Consider the following 19262-nt stretch of genomic DNA (forward strand, 5'->3'; position numbering starts at 1 on the left):
AAGCAGGCGGCCCCGGCGGGGACTTGGCCCTATAGAGGGCTAGCCGACTGTCATCACGACGTTGGCGTTTTGCGCTACCCTTCAGCTTTTGCAAAGAGGTAGCAAGACCATGAAAATTAGCGAGCTCATTGAGCAACTGAAGCAATTTCAACAGAAGCATGGCGACATCGAGGTAGCAGCGGCCTCAGAGCATGTAAAGGGTTCTCCGCGCCCCGTTTATGGCGTAAGCAACATGCATCTACAAGGCGACGAGCCTTACGCGTACATAGGTACCCACGTTAACTGGCCGAGCAAGACCGGAAATCCATCCGGCAAAGGACGTGACAACGCCTAGAGCGTCCAAACGAAAAAGCCCCGGCACATGGCCAGGGCTTCGAATTGGGTAAAGCTTCACATCTTGGGGAAATCTATATCTCACCCGTGCGGGAGTCAATACCTATTTGAATACGCCCCAGATACTCCTTGTTTAATGCATAGAGTGTGTACCTGTGATCATCGAAAAGCGGATTAACCATGGCAGGTAGGTCCAGCTTCTCTCTCAACCGATCTGCTGCCTCGATTGCTTTGTATCCAAAGAATCCCAGTAACTCATGCAGCTGCTTGACCCCCTCTTGCCTGAACCAAGCCTCATCCCACACATCACCCATATGCATCCTGGAAAGAAAGGTCTCAGTCTCTATCCATATGATGTCCGCGGCTACGTCCTTCGGAAGGTGTTTCAGCAGTAACCCATGCGGAAGAGGTGGCGGGTCAGGGAGTGCTAAATTTTGGGACTTAGCCGCCTTTTCTTCGTCAAACTGATGAAAAGCCTCGTTATTCCATTTTACTTGCAGTGCAATTCCAAGCGCATACTGCTCAAGTACACCGATGAGCTTTGCGGCCTCTACCGCAGCCAAGGTTTCCCCTTCGCGCTCCTCCTTTCTATGGTCCCGGTACCATTGAACCCCACTGGTAACGAGCGCAGATAGCACGCTACTTGTAAGCACCGCCCCCGTTAAAGCAAGCCATGTCCCTGGTGGAAGATCCATCAAGCCGCCTCCCTCATCTCGCCCAGGCACCGACCAACCGCGGACAGTGCTTCCTTATCGATATCGTTGCATACGACGAAGCAGGCATCCACAAAGGGCTGCCAGTCCCGGGCCCAGGCGCAGGATTCGAGCTTCACGCCCTTCTCTTCCAGCAGCCAGGCCCTGAAGAACTCCGGCTTCTCCAGCGGATCTGCACAGGCGCTCGCCCCGCCCTGATGCATGCGCCGGTACCGGTACAGCACACCCGCGGCGACATGCCGAGACTTCCCTGCCTTCTTGGCCGTCATGCGGGTCTCTTTGGTGAAGGCCTGGTAGGCCAGCATGAAGACGTAGGCTTCGACGGCCTCGCGGTGATCGTCGTCCTGGTAGTGCATGGGCGAGTACATGAATTCGCCAAAGGCACGGACGTGCCGCGGTAGAGTGGCTACGGACTTCTGGATCATGCCGGCCAGGGCCTGGTGCATGGCAACGTTGGTCCGATTGTCCATTTTGGTCCGCTGGATCGATCCGCCAATACCCATGCAGAACTCTTCAGCCATGGCGAGCATGCTGACGCGGGCGGTGTAGTAGCAGTCGTGGAAGGCTTGCCGTGCAGTGTCTAGGCGCATACTTCGTCCTCTTCGATCAGTCCAGTCGTCTTCAGCCACTCATATCCAAACCCCTCGGGGTCCGCTTTGATCTGGTCCGATCGCTCGAACGCTTCCTTGATCGTGGGCAGCACCTCCTTGCCGCCATTCCATTCCAGGGTCACATGGTTTGCTTCGACTCGAATCCATGGCGCTCTCATGCTGCCTCCCGGAGCTTTTCCAGCCGGCGGCACTTCTTCGAGAAGACGGCCTTCAGGCGCTTGAGGTAAGGGATCTCGTACCGGACGATCCGGCTATCGCATTGCAGGGCCTCTACCCGCTCGGCGCCAATACGCTCGATCAGCCGCGGCAGGTATTCAGCGATGTTCCCGCTCAGGTGGTTGTTGCAGATGGAACAAGCCTTGTGCATGTTCCAGAGGTTGAACCTGATGTGCGGGGCCGCGCCGACGCTGCGGAAGTGCGAGCAGTGCCATTGGCCAGGCCAGGTCGCTGGCTTGTCACAGCTCACGCAGCCCAGGTGGGCATCACGCAGCCGGACGTACCGATTCATGACTGCTTGGGCTTCCTTCAAGTACTCGGCCCGCGACTTGATCCGTTCCTTCGCTGCACGGATCTCCCGGCGCTCCACCTTCTCGATGGCCTTGCGCTGGCGGGAATCCTTAGCCTTGGCATGAGCCAGGGCGCAGACCGGCCCGCAGACCTTCTGCAGGCTGCGAACTGGGGTGAACTCGGTCTTGCAGACTGAGCAGGTCTTGGGGCGCGGGGTCTTGGCGGCCGTGAGGGTCATGGGTATGCGCTCCCCGGCTGGCCAGGCTCATTGCTTCCGGTGCAAGGCAGATCGTGATCTGCAGCATGTGGGCACCGCTTATTACCGCAGACAGGGCAAAGGATCATCCGCACCAAAGAGAGAGCTTTCCAGCTGGGCTCTTCAGTAAATTCTTCCTGCATTTTGGCGAGGGTGCAGCGCTGGCAATTACAGAAGATCATGCTGCGATCCCCCAGTGGTCAGCCGTGGTGAACCGGACATTGCGCTCAGCGGCGAACGCCTCCATCACTTCGAACATGTCGTTGAACCAGGCCTTGCTCTGCTTGCGGGTGGAGATGCCCAGGACCACGAAGCCGCCATCCAGGCCGGGTACTGCGCGCTGCTTCTGCACCGAGGCGCTGAAGATGTGCTTCCAATCCTCATCGCTGAGCTTCTGGCCGTACCACTCGACCTGGCGGGAGATGTCGCGGAGCATTGCCCACATGCGGCGGTTCTGGGCGTCGCTGCGGACCTCCTCGCGCATGGTCCAGGTCCAGCCGGCGGAGAGGTCCACACGCTGCAGCAGGGCGATTGCCCTGGCGCGATCGGATTCGGTGCGGAGGGCGAAGGATGGCTTGTTCATTGCGCATCCTCCCGGCCGGTCACGTCACCCAGCCAGTCGTAGGGATAGCGCGGCAGCCTGGTCTTGATCCGCCGCTGCACCCGGTCACTCGCTACAGCCGAGCCCCGACCACAGCGGGTCAGCAGTCGGTCGTAGCAGACGATGCCCATGGCCTTCGACATGAGGGCGCCGGAGCGCATAACCGGATCCCGGCTCTGCTTGAACGCATCCCAAGTGCTGTACCAGCTTTCCAGCACGAACAGACTCGCTTGGCGGAACACATAGTCGGCCCTGTTCATCAGCTTGCCTCCTGGTGCTGGGTCTCGGCATAACCCTGTTCTGCCGCGCTATAGCCGCACCACCAGTCACGGTGACGGATCGGATCCGCTTCATGGTGGAAGAGATTGGTATGGACGCCGGCCAGGTAGTCTTGGCAGCCCTGCTGCCAGGCGGATGCTTTAGCGGTTGCGGTGTCGATGGTCATGCTTCACCTCTCAGGCGCTGGATCTCTTCAGCCATACGCACCAGCTCTTGAGGCCAGTCAGGCACCATGCCGCGCAGTGCAGCCACTGCCTTTGCCCAATCGGCATCGTTGCCGCGGGACTGGATCTCTTTCTCGGCCGCAGCCTTGATCTCGGATACGCTGGCCATCACCAGTCCTCTCCTGCGTGGGTTTGTGCGAGTGCGCCGGCCGCCAGGGGCACGAAGCGCGATTTGTCACCCTGGAAGGCGGTAAAGACGGTGCCGATCTCGCCGTCGCGGTTCTTGCGGATGATGATTTCGCCGATGCCCTTGGCCTGGGTGTTCGGGAAGTACACCTCGTCGCGGTACACGAACATGACGATGTCGGCGTCTTGCTCGATGGCTCCGGACTCGCGCAGATCGCTGAGCACCGGGCGCTTGTCGGGGCGGGACTCACAGCCGCGGTTGAGCTGGCACAGCAGGATCACCGGGCAACCCATCTCGCGAGCCAGCAGCTTCACCTGGCGAGACATGGTGGTGACGTCATCCACCCTGCCCTTTCCGTCACCCTCGACTAGGCCGAGGTAGTCGATCGCGATGACACCGAGGTCGCCCATCTTGTGCTTCTGCCGGCGGGCAATAGCGCGGATGCGGGGCATGGTCATCACCGGAACGTCAGTCAAAGCGATAGGAGCGTCGCGGAGCTTGTAGGTGGCCATGCCCAGCTCGGTAGCTTCCTTGTGCGAGCAGGAGCCGTCCTTGAGGTTGGGCAGAGGGATACCGCCCACAGCAGCAATCAGGCGGTCGATCAGCTGGGTCTTGGTCATCTCCAGGCTGATCACCAGGGCCGGACGCTTCTGGTTGATGGCAACGTCTGCCACGACGTTCATGGCCAGGGTGGTCTTGCCCATGGCTGGCCGGCCGGCGATCACGATCATCTGCCCGGCTTTCATGCCCTGGGTGTACTTGTCCAAATCCTCGATACCGGACTTCAGGCCATCGATTACCTCACCCTTAATGGCCCGGTCGTGGCGATCCTGCAGGACTTCGATGTGGTCGCGCAGGATGTCGCCGATCATCTGGCACTCGCCCTCGGCACCAGAGACGTCCAGCCCCATCACCAGCGACTGGGTCTGCGCGATCTTGTCTTCCACGCTTCCGGACTGGCGGGCGATCTCGTCGATGTCCCGGGCAACCGATGCGATGTGACGAGCAATGGCGCGCTCGCGGATGATCTGGGCGTAAGCCTTAGCGTTTGCGGCGCTGGGTGTGTTGTGCTGGATCTCCGCCGCGTACACGAGGGTCTGCACGTCGTTGGCCAGCATGGCCTTGCGGTCGTTCAGGGTGATCACGTCGACCGGCTTGCCCTCGTCGCTCAGGGCGAGAATCAGGCGGTACAGATCGGCGTTCTCGGGATAGGCGAAGGCGTCAGCTGCCAGGTCCTCGCTGATTACGTCGATCAGGTGCGGCTGGATCAGCATGGCGCCGATGACGCCGTGCTCTGCTTCCAAGCTATGCAGCTCGATCATTGCTGAGCCTCCAGCTGACGGAAGACAGCACGCGAGCAGATGACCTCGAGGTGCGGGTTCACATTGGCGCCGCGGTACCAAACCTGATTCAGGCGGTTGGCCTTGTCGAACAGAGAGCGCCAGAAGCTGGAGTTCTTGTGGGCATCAGCCTCGTTCCAGCGCTCGCAGATCAGACCGCGCAGCACCTTGTCGCCGGCAACGCTGACCGGAGCCAGGTTCGGGCAGGTCTGGTGGTACAAGGCGATGATCTTGTCGACAGGGATATTCGACTCATCGACACCGCGGCATTCCTTGAACTTGCGTGCGATCCAGTTCACCAGGAAGCGGCGGTAGTCTTTTTTCGGGCGGTTGGCGGAGGCCCAGGCTGCTGCGCGAGCGATCTCAGCCTCGACGTCGATCGGTGCGTAGGTCTTGGCCCATTTGGTGATCAGGGAGTGATCGACCTGGAAGTCTTCGCCGTCGAAGGCGACCAGTTGCTTGGTAGGCTCTTCTTCCGATGCGTGTTCTGCCCCCTGGGGGGCAGTAATCTGTTCCGAAGGAACAGTTACTAGGGGTTCTTTCTTTGTATAAAGAAGGGAATGTGCATTTTTGGTCTCACTCGCAGCAGGAACGAGTGAGACCACATTGTCCGAGTGAGACGTTTTGGTCTCACTGAGACGGTCATTTGCAGGCTCGAAGAACTGCCACTCACCGACCGGAGAGATACCGATCTCGCCACGGCTACCACCGACACGGAAGATGACCCGGCGAGCCAGCAGATGGCTGATCGCCTTGGAGGCTACGTCACGGCGGATGTTGGTCAGCTTGGCCAGCTCGTCAGCAGTGATCCGGCGGGACTCTTGCTGGTAGCCAATGGTGTTGCGGGCGATTGCCATCAGAATGCGGAGCTCGCGGCCAGGCAGGTCAACTGCTGCCACTGCTTCCATCAGGCTGTTGTCCATTCGGGTGAACCCCCGGGACTTGTCTAGCTGAATGATGTTTGTCATGATTCGTCCTGTCTTACTGCTTTACCGAAGCCGCCCTGCCAGGCGGCTTTTTTGTACCTACTGATTGCCCCATCAGTTACGAATGAGGCCCTCGTCAGGTCTTGCGCCGGAACGGGGTAACCGTCCCTCTGTTGCTTGTTGGCTTGGTGCGCTTGCTGAGCAATCTCGTCATCAGCTCACCGGCTAGTACCGCTGGATCCTTCCCTTGTCGCTCTGCCTCTTCCCTGAGGAACTGAGCGAATCTCTCTTCAACGGGTATCTCGAGTTCTCTGGGCACAGGGCCTCCCTAGGGCCTTCAGGCCACGTTGGAATCGCCGTTATGCTCATCAAGGAGCTCGCTCAGGGCCTTCTCAAGCAGGTCGCGCGCGAATACGGCTTTCTGCGTACGGTGGAAACGCGCCAGACACGTCAGAAGCTCATCCGTGTCCTCGTTCAGTCGAACCTTGGTGATGTGATCCCGGATGTGCTTGGGGTCGGCGTACATGTTTCTACTGCTCCTGGTTAAGCGGCTACGGGGTTGGTTGATTCGTACAAGGCCTCGATGGCCTTACCTGTTTCGTAACGGACGGCAGCGCCTTTGCTGGCCCGATGGATCGTTGGCTGGGTAGTACCGATGTGCTTGGCGATCGCAGCTTGCGATAGCCCTCGGGCTGCTAATCCGGCCAGCATTTCCTGCACGGTCATGGCGTGCCCTCCAATGCGGTTTCGTATTGATTTGATGATACGCAAAGGTATTGATCAAGGCAATAGACTGCTCAGCGCAATACGTTTGTTTATTGGTGAGCGATGAGCATTGGTGACAGAGTGGCGGCCAAGATGGCCGAGCAAGGCTGGAGCGAGGGAGAGCTAAGCAGGCGCAGCAAGGTGCCTCAGCCGACTGTGCACCGGATCATTACGGGTGAGTCCAAGAGCCCCAGACAGTCGAACATCGACAGCATCGCGAAAGCTCTTGGAGTCTCGGTAGAGTTCCTATGGTACGGCGGAGAGGCGAAGGCGATGCCGCCGGCTGAGGTGAGATCGCCTATTGCCGACTACACAGCCGCGGCGTTGGTTGACGATCGTTTCATCTTCATTCCCCGTTTTGACATGTCAGCCTCTATGGGCCCGGGCATCGTCGTTCCGGAGCACCTGGAAGTCATCCAGCAGCTAGTAGTGGACCGTGAGTGGATCCGCGAGCAGCGGCTTCTTCACACCGGTATTCCGAACCTGGCGATCATCACCGGCTTCGGCGACAGCATGCTGGGCACTTTCAGCGACGGCGATCCGCTCATGGTCGACCGCGGCGTCAACTCGATGGACAAGGACGGGATCTACGTCTTCTCTGTTGATGGCGCAGCGCACATCAAGCGTCTTCAGCGGATCGGCGGGTCCAGGGTCAAGGTGATCTCGGACAACCCCACGTATGACCGCTGGGAAGCCGACCTGGCCGACATCATGATCCACGCGCGTGTGCTGATCGGGCTCAACGTCAGGAAGATGGAATGATGCAGCCCGTATGTCGGGAAAGCTCAAGGTAGCCACTTTTTTGACGATATTGACGTTTACGAATAGGTCGATAGAATCGCGCGACCTATGAAAATCATAGGTGCCATGTGACTAAACACGTTTTCCCTTTGTCCAAGGAAGAGCTGGAGAAAACCGTTCATGAGCGAGCGTTCGACTCGTCCAACATCGATTGGAAGGTGCATTGCCTTCAGCGTCTTGAAGAACGCGATGTGACTACCCAAGAAGCCCTTCGGTGCCTACGCCGCGGGCTGGTGGTCAGCGATATCGAGTACAGCGAGGAATACGGATCGTGGAAATTCAGGCTTCAAGAGCCCTACCCCAACGACATCATCTGTCTGGTAGCAGCAGTTTCCGTTGATCTAGCAAGCCGAGTAGTCACGGCTATCACGGTTTGGGAGGTTTAGAGATGTTTCAGTACAGTGCCTGTGGGCTTGAGAACGTGTTCCTGAAAAATGGCTACACGTTCAAGGAGACTGCTCATGGAAAGGTCGTCACTATCGATGATATGGACGGCCTGCATCTGGCAATCGCGCTTGATTTGCTAGCGCAGCAGAGCGTTCTATTGGGCAAGCAATTTCGGTTTCTACGTAACGAGCAGGGGCTTACGCAGGCAGAAATGGGGGCGCTACTAGGCGTGGACGCCCAAACCATCGCTGCCTGGGAGAAGAAGCGCGACGAACCTGTGCAGAAAGCTGTCGATATAGCGGCACGCGCCTACTTTATGGCCTATCTGCAGGCAAACCGCACCCCTACCTTCCCTACCATTAGCTCGTCTCCCGCTCACAAGGTTGAGTTTGTGAAGGACGGAGACGAATGGAAGCCTAGAGCTGCAGCGTGACGAAAGCCCGGCCTTGAGCCGGGCTTTTTGCATCTACCTCCCCTCCCCTAATCCGTACCCTCCGTCACTTTCAGGCGCCCTTCTCTCCTCAACCGCTAGAATTGGGGCTTTGATGACATGGAGGTAGCCCATTGGAAGCAGATGAGAAGATCTGTCCATTCTGCGCAGAGACGGTCAAAGCTGCCGCGGTGAAATGCAAGCACTGCGGATCCGACCTCACGGAGGGTGCAGCAGCGAAGAGCCCCCTGCTTGACCCGCCGAAAAAGAAAGGAAGTGGGTGTTTATGGATCGTCATCGTGGTTGCCCTGGCCGTGATCGCATTCTTGGGGTTCGGCATGTACGTGAATAGCACCCCTGAAGGGAAGCGACGTGCTGAAGCGCGCAACGCCTATGAGTATTGCCAGCAGCAGCTAGACCAGCACATAGGTTCTGCTGGGGAAAAAAGGATCATGCAGGGCGCTTGTAACCAGCTCAAAGACCGGATCGACAATCCTCCTCGGTGATTCCGCCAAGGATTAGCAATGGCCCGCCACGCGCGGGCTATTTTTTTCTGGATAGGAGCTCAGCTGGCGAGCTTTCGGCAGCCTAGCCAATATCTTTCGGCTGGACGCAGACGCGCTCAATCTGGCCGCCCGGCCTTTCTCTACCTCATCCTGGCTGTCGTAGCTTACGAGCAGCTTTAACCAGCGCTCGCAGATGGCCAGCTCCCCCGAATAATCTCGATGCTTTCGGCATAGGATCGCTGCGCGAAGGAAGCAGAAAGGCGCCGGCGCCTGGCGAAAACCAGATACCCGCCCCCAATACTCATTCTCTACTGCAGTGCAGGCTCAGAGCATCGCGTCCACGTCGCTGCTGTCCTCATCCCACAGATTCCCCATTTCGAAAGCCCGGCCGTATCGACCGCCCATCGTCGCATCAAAAATAATGCGTTTCCGTATTGAAACCATTAATACGCTTTCGTATTGTTCACCCATCGAACGCAGTAACACACCGCAGCGATTCGGAGGGCCTCAATCGGACCTCACTGCTCTTTACACAACCTGGGACCCCCGCGAGCCGATCCGCCTTCTGGTGTACAGCGCGGGCTACAAGTTTCGGCTCCCGAGCTGGTGCGGATCACCAGCCATGCAGGCCCATGCGCTGCATGCGAACTCAGCCAGTCACCGCGACCGAGCCAGTAGCTCCTAGCGGAAGTCGGGAGGGCCCGCGACAGGGAAGGCTGAGGGAGATAAACGTTTTCTTCGATGCGCTTCGATGAGGCGCATCAGGGAAAACAAACGAGGATGAGTAATGACTCTTAATCGATACGAGCATCAGCAGATCAAGAACCTGATTGATGGATACATGGTCGGCACAAGACCTCTAGAAACCCGAGAACAAGAGTTCGAGCGAGCCAAGACTGAGCTTCTTGGCCATCTTGAAAGGCAGATTGATCAAGTCAAGCAATTCGCCTACTCAGACATGGGCAAGAAAGTCAGCTAGCTGCCAAAAGCATCACTGGCTGGCCTTCCCACGAGGGCCAGACGGGATGCAGGAAGACGGAGTCGCGCCAGCTAGCAACCAACAGGGGCTGGCACTGCATCACCCAATTCAATCCAGGAGTGAGCAAATGGAAAGCTACAAGCGCTATCAGGAAGCTAAACGGGAATTGGCCGCGGCTCATTCCTGGCTGAGCAACAAGACCAAAATCGACTCGCAGAGCAACTCGCGCTACCAGCTGCGTGCAATAAAGGTCCACGGACAATACTGCGGTCAGTCTTACGCAGGGGCAAACAACTACCACGAATCACCCGAAGCTTTCGACGCCGCATTGGCCGCAGTCATTCGTGAAAACTTCGACTCCTTGAGCCATGCAGCTATCGGCTTATTGGAAAAGAAGCTGCGCGAAGCACTGATCGAATGCGAGAGCGATGTGGCTGCCCTTAGCGATGAGATAGCCACCGCCAAGCTATCTAGCTAGTCCCCCTTTTCGCCAGTACGCAGATCACCGCAATCCCCCAGCGGTGCGTGCTGGCGCTTTTATCCCCGCGAGGTCACGCCATGACGAGCATCCCACACGCCGTTGAGGTGTGTACCGAGCACTACAGCTTCAAGGATCGCAGCAGCTGCTTCAGGTGCCCGATCCAGAACGAATGCCACGCCCAGGTTGGTTCGAGCCAAGAGGCCCTGGATGTGTGGCGAGAGACGCTGGAAGCAGCAGCAACACAAGCCATCCCCGCGCTACGGCGCCCATCGAGACCCACACCATGAACGCATACGCAAATCACGCGGCGCTCGAAGGCGCCCAGCGGCAGTACGACAACGCCTGCCCGGAAGAGTCGGCCTGGATCTACACCGACGCTGGCGAAGAGTGGCTTCGCTCCTGCCACTTCAACCTGACCCACTTCATGGACGTGAAGATCGGGTCGATGACCGTCATCAAGCACGGCGACTTCGTCCTTAAGTTCAGTGAGCGCCGCGTCGAGGAAGACAGCGAGGACGACCAGTTCGCCCTGGACGTGGCCCTGATCAAGGGCGAGCGCTGCACCAAATACGAATCCCTACGGGACAAGGTCATCCACGAGATGTGCTTACCCCTGGCGCCGGTAGCCGAGATGGCCGACCGGGACCTGAAAGCCTGGCTGGAGAGCTGAGCATGATCACCACACCCTGCCCCGCCAACGAGATCCTGCAGCGCGAGTTCGACCGGTTGAGCCGGTCCCGCATGCCCGACTCCGACGCCCATGACCTGGTGGTCAAGGCTGAAGGATTCCGCGAGCTGCTACTGATCGACGCCGGCGACTTCGCCTACTGGGAGCGCAGCGCCAAGCTCGCAGCCCAGTTCCGCCGCCAATTCCTGCGGGCCGAGAGCCAGCACAAGTACACCGGGAGAGCAGCATGAGCATCAATAACGGCGGCCCAGCATTTCCGATTCCGGGTCTTCAACACGACGAAGACTTCAATGGCATGACCTTGCGCGACTACTTCGCAGCCAAGGCCATGCAGGCTTTCAACGCCAATCCAGACTTTACCAACGATAACGTACGGAAGATCGCTGAACTGGCATACCTTCAGGCTGATGAAATGCTGAAAGCTCGTGAGGTGCAATCATGAGCGCCCAAGTCTATCTCCACCCAGCCTGCGCCACCCCCAAGCACTTCAAGGTCATCCAGGCCCAGACCATGCGTATGGCTCGCATAGACGGCCATCGGATCGAGCTGGTGGAAGACTCTCGGTTCTGCCGGCGCCTGGCGGACAAAATCATCGAAAGGGAGATGCAGGCATGATCGTGGCCGGCAAACAAGTCAGTGACTCGGCAATCGCTGCCGTGAAGGAATACCTACAGACAAAGCAGTCATTCAATTACGGCCACGTTCAAAAGGTTCTAGCTGAGCACGGCGTTGATCCAAATGCCTGTGACCGCGCTGCGGATCGCTTGCTTCAGCAGGAAAGAAAGGTAGGTCGGCTGATCTACAAAGGCGGTTCCTGGCGCCCAGTGAGGCCAGAGCAAGCATGACCCCTATCCGCTGCGCCTTCACCATCCTGATCACCTACACCCTCTGCATCGCGGCCGTTCTGGCCTACGCATAACCCACCATCTTTCACCGGCTGCATTCGCGGCCAGGACACCTGCTGCCATGAAAAACATCTACTCCGCCTTCGTGAAAGCACAGATGGCCTTCGCCCCTGCGCTCAAGACCAGCAAGAACCCGCACTTCAAGAGCCAGTATGCGGACCTGGCGACCTGCGTCGAGGCGGTGATTGATGCGCTCAACAGCAACGGCATCGCCCTCCTTCAGCCGACGCACGAGGACAGCACCGGGGTGACGGTCGAGACGCTGTTTATCCACGAGTCTGGCGAGTCCCTGAGCGCCGGCAAGCTGCACGTCCCCGCCGCCAAGCAAGACCCCCAGGGCTACGGCTCTGCCCTCACCTACGCCCGCCGCTACTCGCTGATGGCGGCCTGCGGTATCGCGCCGGAGGATGACGACGGCAACGCAGCCAGCCGCCAGCGCCCGCAGCAGGTGCGCGTCATCACCCAGGCCCAGGCAGCGCGCCTGCAGGGAATCCTCAGCGCCTGCCCTGAGCAAGTCGTGCAGCGCTTCACCAGTGACTGGCCGGACACCAGCGTCATGCCCGCCGACCAGTACGACGCCATCGCCAGCAGCCTGCAGCGCGCCGCGCAGAAGTACCAGGCCAAGCTGAAGGAGCAAGAAGATGCAGCTGCTTGACCTGGAACAAGGATCTGAAGCCTGGCTCGCTGCCAGGCTGGGGATCATCACGGCGTCAGAGGTTGGCAGCCTGCTGGTCAATGGCAAGGGCGAGCGTGGGTTCGGTGCTGACGCCATCAGCTACATGGACCAACTGATCGGCGAGCGCATCACCGGCGTCTCTGCCGATGCCTTCGGCGGCAATCGTCACACCGAACGCGGCCACCTGATGGAGCCGGTAGCTCGGAAGCTGTACGCCGACACCGAGGAATGCCAGGTCGATCAGGTCGGGATCATCCTGAACCACGGCATCGGCTATTCCCCGGACGGCCTGGTAGGCGCCGACGGCCTGGTCGAGATCAAGACCAAGCTGCCCAAGATTCAGGTCGGCGTGATCCTCGCCGGCGAGATCCCCAAGGAACACATCGCCCAGTGCCAGGCCGGCCTCTGGGTATCCGAGCGTGAGTGGATCGACTTCATCAGCTACTGGCCGGGCATGCCGCTGTTCGTGAAGCGTGCGTACCGCGATGACGAGCTGATCGCCAAGATCCAGGCCCGCGTCCTCTCCTTCTACGAACTGCTGGATGAGCGCATGAACCGCGTTCTGGGAGTAGCCGCATGAACACCTGCGCCAACCTCTTCCACTCCGAATCCGAGCTTCGCGCTGCCCTGGGTAGCGCTGCGATCCTGGACCCGGTCAAGCACCCGCGCCGCTGGGAAATCGCCCAGGCGCGCAAGAAGGTCAATGAGAAGACCAAGAGCAACCGGGCCGCGCAGTACGAAGCCGCCCAGGCGCTCATGGATCCGCGGGCGCTGGCTATATCCCTCACCCACAGCGGCGGCGCCGCGACAAGGCCAAGTACATCGAGGCCAACAGGCACCTCACCCACCAGGAAATAGCTGACGCCACCGGCTGGACCATCGGGACCATTCGGAAGGTATGCGTCGAGTACGGCATCTACTGCGCCCGACCGCGCAAGGAACCCCGCCATGATCAGTGACTTCGCCCACGACATCCAGGCCCGGGCAGCCGAGCGCACCGAGCTGGACCTGCAGATCGCCGCCTACCTCGCCCAGGGCGGCCTGATCACCTGCCTGGATCCCGAGCCTGAACCAGAAGCGGTTCATGCGGAATGGATGAACAACAGCAGACGGGCAAAGCTGATGATCGCTCGTGAGAAGAGACGCAAGCCGGCTCACGGTGATCGCACGCAAGCAGCCTGATTTCCCTCCCCGCATGCCATCTGGCGTGCCGACAGAGTATTGACCCATGAACAACGAACGCATGATCGCGGTTTCGTCAGACCTAATCGAGCGCGCTATTTCGCTACTAGACCTGCTTCCCGAGTCCGGCACCATCATTGAGCTACGCGCCGCCCTCGCCACCCAGCCCGTCGTGCGCAAGTATGTGGCGCCAGTGTCGATAGCCACCTTCGAAAAGGCCATTACCGAAGAGGCATTGGCAGCTGGCTTCAACGAGCCAGACCTTAGCCGCCACGAGGTTGATGGCTGTGAGGTCTACGTCCAGCAGCATATTCAGGCCGCCTACTCGGGCTGGAAGCTGGCGCTTGAAGTGTCGCCGGCTCAGCAGGCAATTGACCTGCTTGTAGAAGCGCTGGTTGCTCCGAACGCGGCAGACCTACCTGGCCGTATCGACAGCTTCCTTGATTCCCTGCCCGCCGTGCGAGGTGCTGAGCATGAGTAACCAACTGCTGCCGTGCCCGTTCTGTGGTGGTGATAAGCCGACCCATGATGAAGGCGACGAGTCGGCCTGGGTCCAATGCACCAACCTTGAATGCGGCATGTGCGGCCCTATCACCAGTGGCCCTTCGCTCGCTGCTGCCGCCTGGAACCGCCGAGCCACCCAGCCCGCCGCTGGTGAGCCGGTGTATCAGTGGAATGCTGGTGCCGCGTGGATCGAATCCTCAGAGCGTGGCATCCGCATAGCTAAAGAGAACGGCCATCAGACCCGAGTTCTGTGGACCGCCCCGCCTGCCGCCGCGCATGGGGATGAGGTGGATCAGTTCTTCGAGCAGGTGAAGGCAGAGCTGCGGCGCGCCCGCGCCAAGTTTCCCGGCGACCGGATCATGACTTTAGCCCTGGCCGAGGAGTTCGGCGAGCTGTGCAAGGCCGTGCTGGACGAGAGCGCTGAGGCTGTCCGCGAAGAAGCCGTCCAGGTCGCCTGTATGGCTGCCCGCGTGGTTCTCGACGGAGACGGCTCAGTCGTAGATTGGCGCCGCGAGCGTGGCCTGGACCCGCTGCTGGCTGACGCCGCCATGCGCGCCCAGGGCGTCGGGGAGTCCGTATGACCATAGAAGAATGGCTGCGCAGGTTCTGCACTCGAGGGAGGGTATCCCATGCAGCGCGCTGCGCACGGATATACCTGAGGCGTGAGCCATGAAAGGCTCCATGTCCCGCTTCTCCTTCCAGCACTCCACATCCATCTGCGACATCTGCGGCAAACCTCGGAACCGGGGCCAGGGTCCGGCGCGGCATGACCGCTGCTCGAAGATCCGCCAGCAGATGAACGCACACCGTCACGCCAGCTGAGGTGACCTATGTCCATTCGGAAAGACCTTGAGCAGGCGCACGGCCTGCCCTTCTATAAGCTCATGGCTCGGTACGCAGCCCAGGGCATCTCGCGCAAAGACACGGCGCGCATCCTGGGCATCTCCTACCAGGCACTGCTGAAACTCCTGCAGCGTCACGGCGACCCCTTCGAGCCCCAGGACGCTGCGCTCCGATACTTTCGAGAGCATGGTGAAACACTGGCAGCGGCAGCGATCAGGCTGTCGAAGAGCCACACCCTGCACCAGGCAGCGCAGCTTCTTGGCACCAGCGGTACCTCCCTGCGCAAGGCCCTTGAGGATCGAGGGCTCCAGGCAACCTTCGTTCAGCGCTACGGCGCAGGCCGGCAGCGAGAACGCTCAGAGCGTTACCGCAGCTATGAGGTGAACGGTGTCCGCGGCTCACTTCGAGAGCTTACCGAGCGCTTCGCATCTGTACCGCTGAGCACCGTCCGGCACCGGGTCCACGACAGCCACTGGCCAGTCGAGAAGGCCGTGCTCTTGCCATACGTCGAGATCGACAACCGCGACACCAATCTGGAGCGCATTCAGGCCGGCGCCCGGAAGGCCTTTGCCCGCATCAGCGCCAATCGCCGCTCTCGCAAGTCCGCTTGATCCCCTACCTCTACCCCATTGAGCCTGCGCCCTGGCGCGGGATGAGGACTGTCATGTCTACGGAAAACGAAAGCTACGAATCTCGCGTCGCTACCACCTGCCAGTCGCTGGCGGCCCAGCTCAGCTACGACGAGTCGCCGCTAGAGGGCGAGCTGAAGCATGCGCTGAAGGAGGCGGCCCACGCTCTGGATAGTCACTCCGTCCGGCTTCGACGGGCTGGTGCTCACCTTGAGGTGATCAATGCTCGCGGCAAGGTACGTCAGCTGACCATTCGCGAGCGCCTGGCGCGGCGGCTGCTACGCGGCAATATGGAGATCCGGCCATGACCATCCTTGTACAGCAGCTGCGCGCGGAGATCGAGCGGCTTCAGGCGGAGAACACGGAGCTGCGGGCCCAGGCTGGACTGCAGGTCTTGCTGCCCGACCTAGACGATGCTTTAGAGCATCTGGAGATGCACGGCCTCCACAGTGACCAGGGCTATCGAAAGCTGAAGGATTGGTACCGGAAGGTATCAATCGCGTGCAAAGCCATCGACCAGGCGATGACCAAGGAGCAGCCATGAGCGCAGCCCTACAGCAAGACCACCTGCCGGCCCTCGACAAGGTCAGCGAAGAGCAAATGGCCATGATGCTGGGGACGACCGTGAAGTCCCTCCAGCATCGACGGTACCGCGGCCAGATCCCTGAGGGGGTCTGGATGAAGCGCGGCAAGGCTATCTATTACAGCATCAGGAGATATGAGGAATGGCTCGAAAGCCAATGGACATGCCCGCAGGCGTCGAGATCCACAGCGGCGCCGTCCGCATCCGGTTCACCTGGAACGGAACGCGGCACCGTGAAAACCTCACATTTCCCGCGACGCAAAAAGGGATCTCGGCTGCCGCCAAGCTTAGAGATCAGGTAGTCCAGCTGATCAAGCTGGGCCTGATGGATGACGCGAAGTATGCCGAGCTGTTCCCGGGCTCGGTCAACATCGCAGGGGGTGGGCAGACTTTCGGGCAATACGCCCAGCTATGGCTGGATAGTCGGGACATCACCGCTGGAACGCGGAACAACTACAAGGGCGCGCTGAACCTCTACTGGATGCCGAGGCTGGCGCTGACCCGGGTGGATCTGATCACCACGACGATGATCCGGCGCATCCTCACCGAGACCGAGTGGGCGTCGCCAGGCGTCAAGCGCAATGCCCTGGTCAGGCTTTCTACCATCCTCAAGGCCGCGGTGCACGATGGGGTAATCACCAAGAACCCGGCCGCGGTGCTGGAACTGCCGAAGCGCTCGCGCAAAGAGGTGGATCCCTTCACCCTGGACGAGGCGAACCAGATCATCGCTCAGCTCTACCGGCATGAGCACTGGCCCAGCCAGATCTATGCCGCCCTCTTCGAATTCTTGTTCTTCACCGGACTCCGAATCTCCGAGGCGCTGGCTCTGCGCTGGGATGCCATCGACCTACCGGCGCGCCAGATGCACGTCTGCCGGACCGTGGCCCAGGGTGAGGTGGTCGAGCGGACCAAGACCGGCGCCGGCCGCTTCGTGCTGCTGAACGATCGGGCGCTGCATGCCCTTGAGTTCGCCAGGCAGTACGCCGAGCGGCGCAAGGCAGGGGTAGGTAAGATCAAGCAGACGCCCTACGTCTTCCCGCCATCCAAGAACAACGAGCACATCAAGCAGACGTCAGACGTCCACCATCAGTGGAAGCCGGCGCTCAAGGCCCTGGGCATCCGCCATCGGCCGCCGTACAACTGCCGGCACACCTATGCCACAATATGCCTCATGTCGGGCATGAACCCCGCCTTCATCGCAGGCCAGCTAGGCCACAGCGTGCAGATGCTGCTATCGACCTATGCGCGCTGGATCTCCTCCCAATCCGACTGGAACGAAATCGCAAAGCTGCAGATTGGCCCCAAATTGGCCCCGGCAGAAATCGAACCAGCCTGAAACCCTTTGCAGGTAAGACCTTTGATCTCCACCGCTAACATCACCATGCAGTTTGGCGCCAAACCGCTGTTCGAGAACGTATCCGTCAAATTCGGCAACGGCCATCGCTACGGCCTGATCGGCGCCAACGGCTGCGGCAAGTCCACCTTCATGAAGATTCTCGGCGGTGACCTGGAACCCACTGGCGGCCAAGTGATGCTCGAGCCCAACGTGCGACTGGGCAAGCTGCGCCAGGACCAGTTCGCCTACGAAGATTGCACGGTCATCGATACCGTGATCATGGGCCACGCCGAGCTGGCCAAGGTCAAGGCCGAGCGCGACCGCATCTATTCCCTCCCGGAAATGAGCGAAGACGACGGCATGGCCGTGGCCGAGCTGGAGGTCCAGTTCGCCGAATACGACGGCTACACCGCCGAAGCCCGTGCCGGCGAACTGCTGCTGGGCCTGGGCATCCCCCAGGACCAGCACTTCGGCCCCATGAGCGCCGTCGCCCCCGGTTGGAAGCTGCGCGTACTGCTGGCCCAGGCGCTCTTCTCCGATCCGGAACTGCTGCTGCTCGACGAACCGACCAACCACCTGGACATCAACACCATCCGCTGGCTGGAAGGCATCCTGGTCGCCCGCAACAGCACCATGATCATCATTTCCCACGATCGCCACTTCCTGAACAGCGTCTGCACCCACATGGCCGACCTGGATTACGGCGAACTGCGCCTGTTCCCCGGCAACTACGACGAGTACATGACCGCGGCCACCCAGGCCCGCGAGCGCCTGCTGTCGGACAACGCCAAGAAGAAGGCCCAGATCGCCGAGCTGCAGCAGTTCGTCAGCCGCTTCTCGGCCAACGCCTCCAAGGCCAAGCAGGCCACCAGCCGGGCGCGTCAGATCGACAAGATCCAGCTGGACGAGGTCAAGCCGTCCAGCCGCGTCAGCCCCTTCATCCGCTTCGAGCAGTACAAGAAGCTGCACCGCCAGGCGGTGACCCTGGAAAACGTCACCCAGGGCTTCGACGGCACCCCGCTGTTCAAGCGTCTCGGCCTGCAGATCGAAGCCGGCGAGCGGGTCGCCATCATCGGCCCCAACGGGATCGGCAAGACTACCCTGCTGCGCACCCTGGTGGGCGAGATGGCGCCGCAGAGCGGCGAGGTGAAGTGGACCGACAGCGCGGACGTGGGCTACTTCGCCCAGGACCACGCCGAGGACTTCGCCGACGACGTCACCCTGTTCGACTGGATGGGTCAGTGGACCCAGGGCGGCGAACAGATGGTACGCGGCACCCTGGGTCGCATGCTGTTCTCCAGCGACGACATCCAGAAGTCGGTCAAGGTCATCTCCGGTGGCGAGCAGGGTCGCATGCTGTTCGGCAAGCTGATCCTGAAGAAGCCCAATGTGCTGGTGATGGATGAACCCACCAACCACCTGGACATGGAATCCATCGAGGCGCTGAACCTGGCGCTGGAAAACTATCCGGGCACCCTGATCTTCGTCAGCCACGACCGCGAATTCGTCTCTTCGCTGGCCACCCGCATCCTCGACATGAGCGAGGCCGGGGTGGTGGATTTCAGCGGCAGCTACGACGACTATCTGCGCAGCCAGGGTATCAGCGGCTGAGGCGAGGTTCGTGTAGTGGGTCGCGACACCCACTACACG

The 19262-nt window shown here is 60.3% G+C and carries 34 protein-coding genes; 22 read left to right on the forward strand and 12 right to left on the reverse strand.

What is annotated here, in order from left to right; genetic code table 11:
• Window positions 1-407 precede the first annotated feature (407 nt).
• The 12 genes from OXS31_RS11130 to OXS31_RS11185 form a co-directional block, all read right to left on the reverse strand.
• On the reverse strand, window positions 408-1028 hold the full coding sequence (locus OXS31_RS11130) for a hypothetical protein (RefSeq protein ID WP_267399005.1): 621 nt from the start codon (window positions 1026-1028) through the stop codon (window positions 408-410).
• The gene (locus tag OXS31_RS11135; protein WP_267399006.1) at window positions 1028-1636 is read right to left on the reverse strand and encodes a hypothetical protein; all 609 of its coding nucleotides are present in this window, start codon (window positions 1634-1636) and stop codon (window positions 1028-1030) included. The genes OXS31_RS11130 and OXS31_RS11135 overlap by 1 nt, the downstream gene beginning before the upstream one ends.
• Complete coding sequence (locus OXS31_RS11140) at window positions 1627-1815, reverse strand: hypothetical protein (protein ID WP_267399007.1); 189 nt, start codon at window positions 1813-1815, stop codon at window positions 1627-1629. Before OXS31_RS11140 ends, OXS31_RS11135 begins: the two co-directional genes overlap by 10 nt.
• Complete coding sequence (locus OXS31_RS11145) at window positions 1812-2402, reverse strand: recombination protein NinG (RefSeq protein WP_267399009.1); 591 nt, start codon at window positions 2400-2402, stop codon at window positions 1812-1814. Before OXS31_RS11145 ends, OXS31_RS11140 begins: the two co-directional genes overlap by 4 nt.
• 196 nt (window positions 2403-2598) lie before the next feature.
• Window positions 2599-3003 carry a recombination protein NinB gene (locus tag OXS31_RS11150; protein WP_267399011.1) on the reverse strand — a complete coding sequence of 135 codons (405 nt, stop codon included), beginning with the start codon at window positions 3001-3003 and terminating at the stop codon, window positions 2599-2601.
• Entirely contained in the window at window positions 3000-3281 is a 282-nt protein-coding gene (locus OXS31_RS11155) for a hypothetical protein (RefSeq protein ID WP_267399012.1), read from the reverse strand. The genes OXS31_RS11150 and OXS31_RS11155 overlap by 4 nt, the downstream gene beginning before the upstream one ends.
• Complete coding sequence (locus OXS31_RS11160) at window positions 3281-3466, reverse strand: hypothetical protein (RefSeq protein ID WP_267399013.1); 186 nt, start codon at window positions 3464-3466, stop codon at window positions 3281-3283. The genes OXS31_RS11155 and OXS31_RS11160 overlap by 1 nt, the downstream gene beginning before the upstream one ends.
• On the reverse strand, window positions 3463-3633 hold the full coding sequence (locus tag OXS31_RS11165) for a hypothetical protein (RefSeq protein ID WP_267399014.1): 171 nt from the start codon (window positions 3631-3633) through the stop codon (window positions 3463-3465). Before OXS31_RS11165 ends, OXS31_RS11160 begins: the two co-directional genes overlap by 4 nt.
• A complete protein-coding gene (dnaB, locus tag OXS31_RS11170; protein WP_267399015.1) occupies window positions 3633-4973 on the reverse strand; it encodes a replicative DNA helicase in 1341 nt (446 codons plus the stop codon). Before dnaB ends, OXS31_RS11165 begins: the two co-directional genes overlap by 1 nt.
• Window positions 4970-5959: a replication protein gene (locus OXS31_RS11175; protein ID WP_267399016.1), complete on the reverse strand. Its 990-nt coding sequence runs from the start codon at window positions 5957-5959 to the stop codon at window positions 4970-4972. Before OXS31_RS11175 ends, dnaB begins: the two co-directional genes overlap by 4 nt.
• A gap of 295 nt (window positions 5960-6254) precedes the next feature.
• On the reverse strand, window positions 6255-6443 hold the full coding sequence (locus tag OXS31_RS11180; RefSeq protein ID WP_267399017.1) for a hypothetical protein: 189 nt from the start codon (window positions 6441-6443) through the stop codon (window positions 6255-6257).
• A gap of 17 nt (window positions 6444-6460) precedes the next feature.
• Window positions 6461-6643 (reverse strand): hypothetical protein, encoded by a 183-nt coding sequence (locus tag OXS31_RS11185; protein ID WP_267399019.1) that lies wholly within the window; start codon window positions 6641-6643, stop codon window positions 6461-6463.
• Window positions 6644-6775: 132 nt separating this feature from the next.
• Here OXS31_RS11185 and OXS31_RS11190 point away from each other — a divergent pair, with 132 nt between their 5' ends.
• The 22 genes from OXS31_RS11190 (at window position 6776) to OXS31_RS11295 (ending at window position 19223) form a co-directional block, all read left to right on the forward strand.
• On the forward strand, window positions 6776-7444 hold the full coding sequence (locus OXS31_RS11190) for a S24 family peptidase (RefSeq protein ID WP_346674099.1): 669 nt from the start codon (window positions 6776-6778) through the stop codon (window positions 7442-7444).
• 128 nt (window positions 7445-7572) lie between these two features.
• Window positions 7573-7869, forward strand: a complete 297-nt coding sequence (locus OXS31_RS11195) for a DUF4258 domain-containing protein (RefSeq protein ID WP_267399021.1) — start codon at window positions 7573-7575, stop codon at window positions 7867-7869.
• Between the two features lie 2 nt (window positions 7870-7871).
• A complete protein-coding gene (locus OXS31_RS11200) occupies window positions 7872-8303 on the forward strand; it encodes a helix-turn-helix transcriptional regulator (RefSeq protein WP_267399022.1) in 432 nt (143 codons plus the stop codon).
• Window positions 8304-8434: 131 nt separating this feature from the next.
• Window positions 8435-8806 carry a hypothetical protein gene (locus OXS31_RS11205; RefSeq protein ID WP_267399023.1) on the forward strand — a complete coding sequence of 124 codons (372 nt, stop codon included), beginning with the start codon at window positions 8435-8437 and terminating at the stop codon, window positions 8804-8806.
• Window positions 8807-9593: 787 nt separating this feature from the next.
• On the forward strand, window positions 9594-9785 hold the full coding sequence (locus OXS31_RS11210) for a hypothetical protein (RefSeq protein ID WP_267399024.1): 192 nt from the start codon (window positions 9594-9596) through the stop codon (window positions 9783-9785).
• 127 nt (window positions 9786-9912) lie between these two features.
• Window positions 9913-10263, forward strand: coding sequence for a hypothetical protein (locus tag OXS31_RS11215; protein ID WP_267399025.1), 351 nt, complete (start codon window positions 9913-9915; stop codon window positions 10261-10263).
• Window positions 10264-10549: 286 nt separating this feature from the next.
• Window positions 10550-10936, forward strand: a complete 387-nt coding sequence (locus OXS31_RS11220; protein ID WP_267399027.1) for a hypothetical protein — start codon at window positions 10550-10552, stop codon at window positions 10934-10936.
• 2 nt (window positions 10937-10938) lie between these two features.
• On the forward strand, window positions 10939-11184 hold the full coding sequence (locus OXS31_RS11225) for a hypothetical protein (RefSeq protein ID WP_267399029.1): 246 nt from the start codon (window positions 10939-10941) through the stop codon (window positions 11182-11184).
• Window positions 11181-11396, forward strand: coding sequence for a hypothetical protein (locus OXS31_RS11230; protein WP_267399031.1), 216 nt, complete (start codon window positions 11181-11183; stop codon window positions 11394-11396). Before OXS31_RS11225 ends, OXS31_RS11230 begins: the two co-directional genes overlap by 4 nt.
• Window positions 11393-11569, forward strand: a complete 177-nt coding sequence (locus tag OXS31_RS11235; RefSeq protein WP_267399032.1) for a hypothetical protein — start codon at window positions 11393-11395, stop codon at window positions 11567-11569. Before OXS31_RS11230 ends, OXS31_RS11235 begins: the two co-directional genes overlap by 4 nt.
• Window positions 11566-11799: a hypothetical protein gene (locus OXS31_RS11240; protein WP_267399033.1), complete on the forward strand. Its 234-nt coding sequence runs from the start codon at window positions 11566-11568 to the stop codon at window positions 11797-11799. Before OXS31_RS11235 ends, OXS31_RS11240 begins: the two co-directional genes overlap by 4 nt.
• Before the next feature lie 121 nt (window positions 11800-11920).
• Entirely contained in the window at window positions 11921-12514 is a 594-nt protein-coding gene (locus OXS31_RS11245) for an ERF family protein (RefSeq protein WP_267399035.1), read from the forward strand.
• Entirely contained in the window at window positions 12501-13115 is a 615-nt protein-coding gene (locus OXS31_RS11250) for a lambda exonuclease family protein (protein WP_267399036.1), read from the forward strand. The genes OXS31_RS11245 and OXS31_RS11250 overlap by 14 nt, the downstream gene beginning before the upstream one ends.
• Window positions 13112-13393, forward strand: coding sequence for a hypothetical protein (locus OXS31_RS11255; RefSeq protein WP_267399037.1), 282 nt, complete (start codon window positions 13112-13114; stop codon window positions 13391-13393). The genes OXS31_RS11250 and OXS31_RS11255 overlap by 4 nt, the downstream gene beginning before the upstream one ends.
• A gap of 90 nt (window positions 13394-13483) precedes the next feature.
• Window positions 13484-13717 (forward strand): hypothetical protein, encoded by a 234-nt coding sequence (locus OXS31_RS11260; RefSeq protein WP_267399038.1) that lies wholly within the window; start codon window positions 13484-13486, stop codon window positions 13715-13717.
• 46 nt (window positions 13718-13763) lie between these two features.
• Complete coding sequence (locus tag OXS31_RS11265; RefSeq protein ID WP_267399039.1) at window positions 13764-14198, forward strand: hypothetical protein; 435 nt, start codon at window positions 13764-13766, stop codon at window positions 14196-14198.
• Entirely contained in the window at window positions 14191-14802 is a 612-nt protein-coding gene (locus tag OXS31_RS11270; RefSeq protein ID WP_267399041.1) for a Lar family restriction alleviation protein, read from the forward strand. Before OXS31_RS11265 ends, OXS31_RS11270 begins: the two co-directional genes overlap by 8 nt.
• 249 nt (window positions 14803-15051) lie before the next feature.
• Window positions 15052-15675, forward strand: coding sequence for a hypothetical protein (locus tag OXS31_RS11275; RefSeq protein ID WP_267399042.1), 624 nt, complete (start codon window positions 15052-15054; stop codon window positions 15673-15675).
• A gap of 53 nt (window positions 15676-15728) precedes the next feature.
• Window positions 15729-16001: a hypothetical protein gene (locus OXS31_RS11280; protein WP_267399044.1), complete on the forward strand. Its 273-nt coding sequence runs from the start codon at window positions 15729-15731 to the stop codon at window positions 15999-16001.
• The gene (locus OXS31_RS11285) at window positions 15998-16237 is read left to right on the forward strand and encodes a hypothetical protein (protein ID WP_267399045.1); all 240 of its coding nucleotides are present in this window, start codon (window positions 15998-16000) and stop codon (window positions 16235-16237) included. Before OXS31_RS11280 ends, OXS31_RS11285 begins: the two co-directional genes overlap by 4 nt.
• A gap of 181 nt (window positions 16238-16418) precedes the next feature.
• Window positions 16419-17612, forward strand: a complete 1194-nt coding sequence (locus OXS31_RS11290) for a site-specific integrase (protein ID WP_267399047.1) — start codon at window positions 16419-16421, stop codon at window positions 17610-17612.
• A 21-nt stretch (window positions 17613-17633) separates the two neighbouring features.
• Window positions 17634-19223, forward strand: coding sequence for an ABC-F family ATPase (locus OXS31_RS11295; protein ID WP_169853824.1), 1590 nt, complete (start codon window positions 17634-17636; stop codon window positions 19221-19223).
• Window positions 19224-19262: the final 39 nt, after the last annotated feature.

Source organism: Pseudomonas sp. GM_Psu_1 (assembly GCF_026544185.1).
GTDB lineage: Bacteria > Pseudomonadota > Gammaproteobacteria > Pseudomonadales > Pseudomonadaceae > Chryseomonas > Chryseomonas oryzihabitans.

Excerpts from the sequence above, each read along its gene's own strand:
- OXS31_RS11130 (WP_267399005.1), bottom strand. The coding sequence starts at position 1,028 with ATGGATCTTCCACCAGGGACATGGCTTGCTTTAACGGGGGCGGTGCTT.
- OXS31_RS11135 (WP_267399006.1), bottom strand. The coding sequence starts at position 1,636 with ATGCGCCTAGACACTGCACGGCAAGCCTTCCACGACTGCTACTACACC.
- OXS31_RS11140 (WP_267399007.1), bottom strand. The coding sequence starts at position 1,815 with ATGAGAGCGCCATGGATTCGAGTCGAAGCAAACCATGTGACCCTGGAA.
- OXS31_RS11145 (WP_267399009.1), bottom strand. The coding sequence starts at position 2,402 with ATGACCCTCACGGCCGCCAAGACCCCGCGCCCCAAGACCTGCTCAGTC.
- OXS31_RS11150 (WP_267399011.1), bottom strand. The coding sequence starts at position 3,003 with ATGAACAAGCCATCCTTCGCCCTCCGCACCGAATCCGATCGCGCCAGG.
- OXS31_RS11155 (WP_267399012.1), bottom strand. The coding sequence starts at position 3,281 with ATGAACAGGGCCGACTATGTGTTCCGCCAAGCGAGTCTGTTCGTGCTG.
- OXS31_RS11160 (WP_267399013.1), bottom strand. The coding sequence starts at position 3,466 with ATGACCATCGACACCGCAACCGCTAAAGCATCCGCCTGGCAGCAGGGC.
- OXS31_RS11165 (WP_267399014.1), bottom strand. The coding sequence starts at position 3,633 with ATGGCCAGCGTATCCGAGATCAAGGCTGCGGCCGAGAAAGAGATCCAG.
- dnaB (WP_267399015.1), bottom strand. The coding sequence starts at position 4,973 with ATGATCGAGCTGCATAGCTTGGAAGCAGAGCACGGCGTCATCGGCGCC.
- OXS31_RS11175 (WP_267399016.1), bottom strand. The coding sequence starts at position 5,959 with ATGACAAACATCATTCAGCTAGACAAGTCCCGGGGGTTCACCCGAATG.
- OXS31_RS11180 (WP_267399017.1), bottom strand. The coding sequence starts at position 6,443 with ATGTACGCCGACCCCAAGCACATCCGGGATCACATCACCAAGGTTCGA.
- OXS31_RS11185 (WP_267399019.1), bottom strand. The coding sequence starts at position 6,643 with ATGACCGTGCAGGAAATGCTGGCCGGATTAGCAGCCCGAGGGCTATCG.
- OXS31_RS11190 (WP_346674099.1), top strand. The coding sequence starts at position 6,776 with ATGGCCGAGCAAGGCTGGAGCGAGGGAGAGCTAAGCAGGCGCAGCAAG.
- OXS31_RS11200 (WP_267399022.1), top strand. The coding sequence starts at position 7,872 with ATGTTTCAGTACAGTGCCTGTGGGCTTGAGAACGTGTTCCTGAAAAAT.
- OXS31_RS11210 (WP_267399024.1), top strand. The coding sequence starts at position 9,594 with ATGACTCTTAATCGATACGAGCATCAGCAGATCAAGAACCTGATTGAT.
- OXS31_RS11215 (WP_267399025.1), top strand. The coding sequence starts at position 9,913 with ATGGAAAGCTACAAGCGCTATCAGGAAGCTAAACGGGAATTGGCCGCG.
- OXS31_RS11220 (WP_267399027.1), top strand. The coding sequence starts at position 10,550 with ATGAACGCATACGCAAATCACGCGGCGCTCGAAGGCGCCCAGCGGCAG.
- OXS31_RS11225 (WP_267399029.1), top strand. The coding sequence starts at position 10,939 with ATGATCACCACACCCTGCCCCGCCAACGAGATCCTGCAGCGCGAGTTC.
- OXS31_RS11230 (WP_267399031.1), top strand. The coding sequence starts at position 11,181 with ATGAGCATCAATAACGGCGGCCCAGCATTTCCGATTCCGGGTCTTCAA.
- OXS31_RS11235 (WP_267399032.1), top strand. The coding sequence starts at position 11,393 with ATGAGCGCCCAAGTCTATCTCCACCCAGCCTGCGCCACCCCCAAGCAC.
- OXS31_RS11240 (WP_267399033.1), top strand. The coding sequence starts at position 11,566 with ATGATCGTGGCCGGCAAACAAGTCAGTGACTCGGCAATCGCTGCCGTG.
- OXS31_RS11245 (WP_267399035.1), top strand. The coding sequence starts at position 11,921 with ATGAAAAACATCTACTCCGCCTTCGTGAAAGCACAGATGGCCTTCGCC.
- OXS31_RS11250 (WP_267399036.1), top strand. The coding sequence starts at position 12,501 with ATGCAGCTGCTTGACCTGGAACAAGGATCTGAAGCCTGGCTCGCTGCC.
- OXS31_RS11255 (WP_267399037.1), top strand. The coding sequence starts at position 13,112 with ATGAACACCTGCGCCAACCTCTTCCACTCCGAATCCGAGCTTCGCGCT.
- OXS31_RS11260 (WP_267399038.1), top strand. The coding sequence starts at position 13,484 with ATGATCAGTGACTTCGCCCACGACATCCAGGCCCGGGCAGCCGAGCGC.
- OXS31_RS11265 (WP_267399039.1), top strand. The coding sequence starts at position 13,764 with ATGAACAACGAACGCATGATCGCGGTTTCGTCAGACCTAATCGAGCGC.
- OXS31_RS11270 (WP_267399041.1), top strand. The coding sequence starts at position 14,191 with ATGAGTAACCAACTGCTGCCGTGCCCGTTCTGTGGTGGTGATAAGCCG.
- OXS31_RS11275 (WP_267399042.1), top strand. The coding sequence starts at position 15,052 with ATGTCCATTCGGAAAGACCTTGAGCAGGCGCACGGCCTGCCCTTCTAT.
- OXS31_RS11280 (WP_267399044.1), top strand. The coding sequence starts at position 15,729 with ATGTCTACGGAAAACGAAAGCTACGAATCTCGCGTCGCTACCACCTGC.
- OXS31_RS11285 (WP_267399045.1), top strand. The coding sequence starts at position 15,998 with ATGACCATCCTTGTACAGCAGCTGCGCGCGGAGATCGAGCGGCTTCAG.
- OXS31_RS11290 (WP_267399047.1), top strand. The coding sequence starts at position 16,419 with ATGGCTCGAAAGCCAATGGACATGCCCGCAGGCGTCGAGATCCACAGC.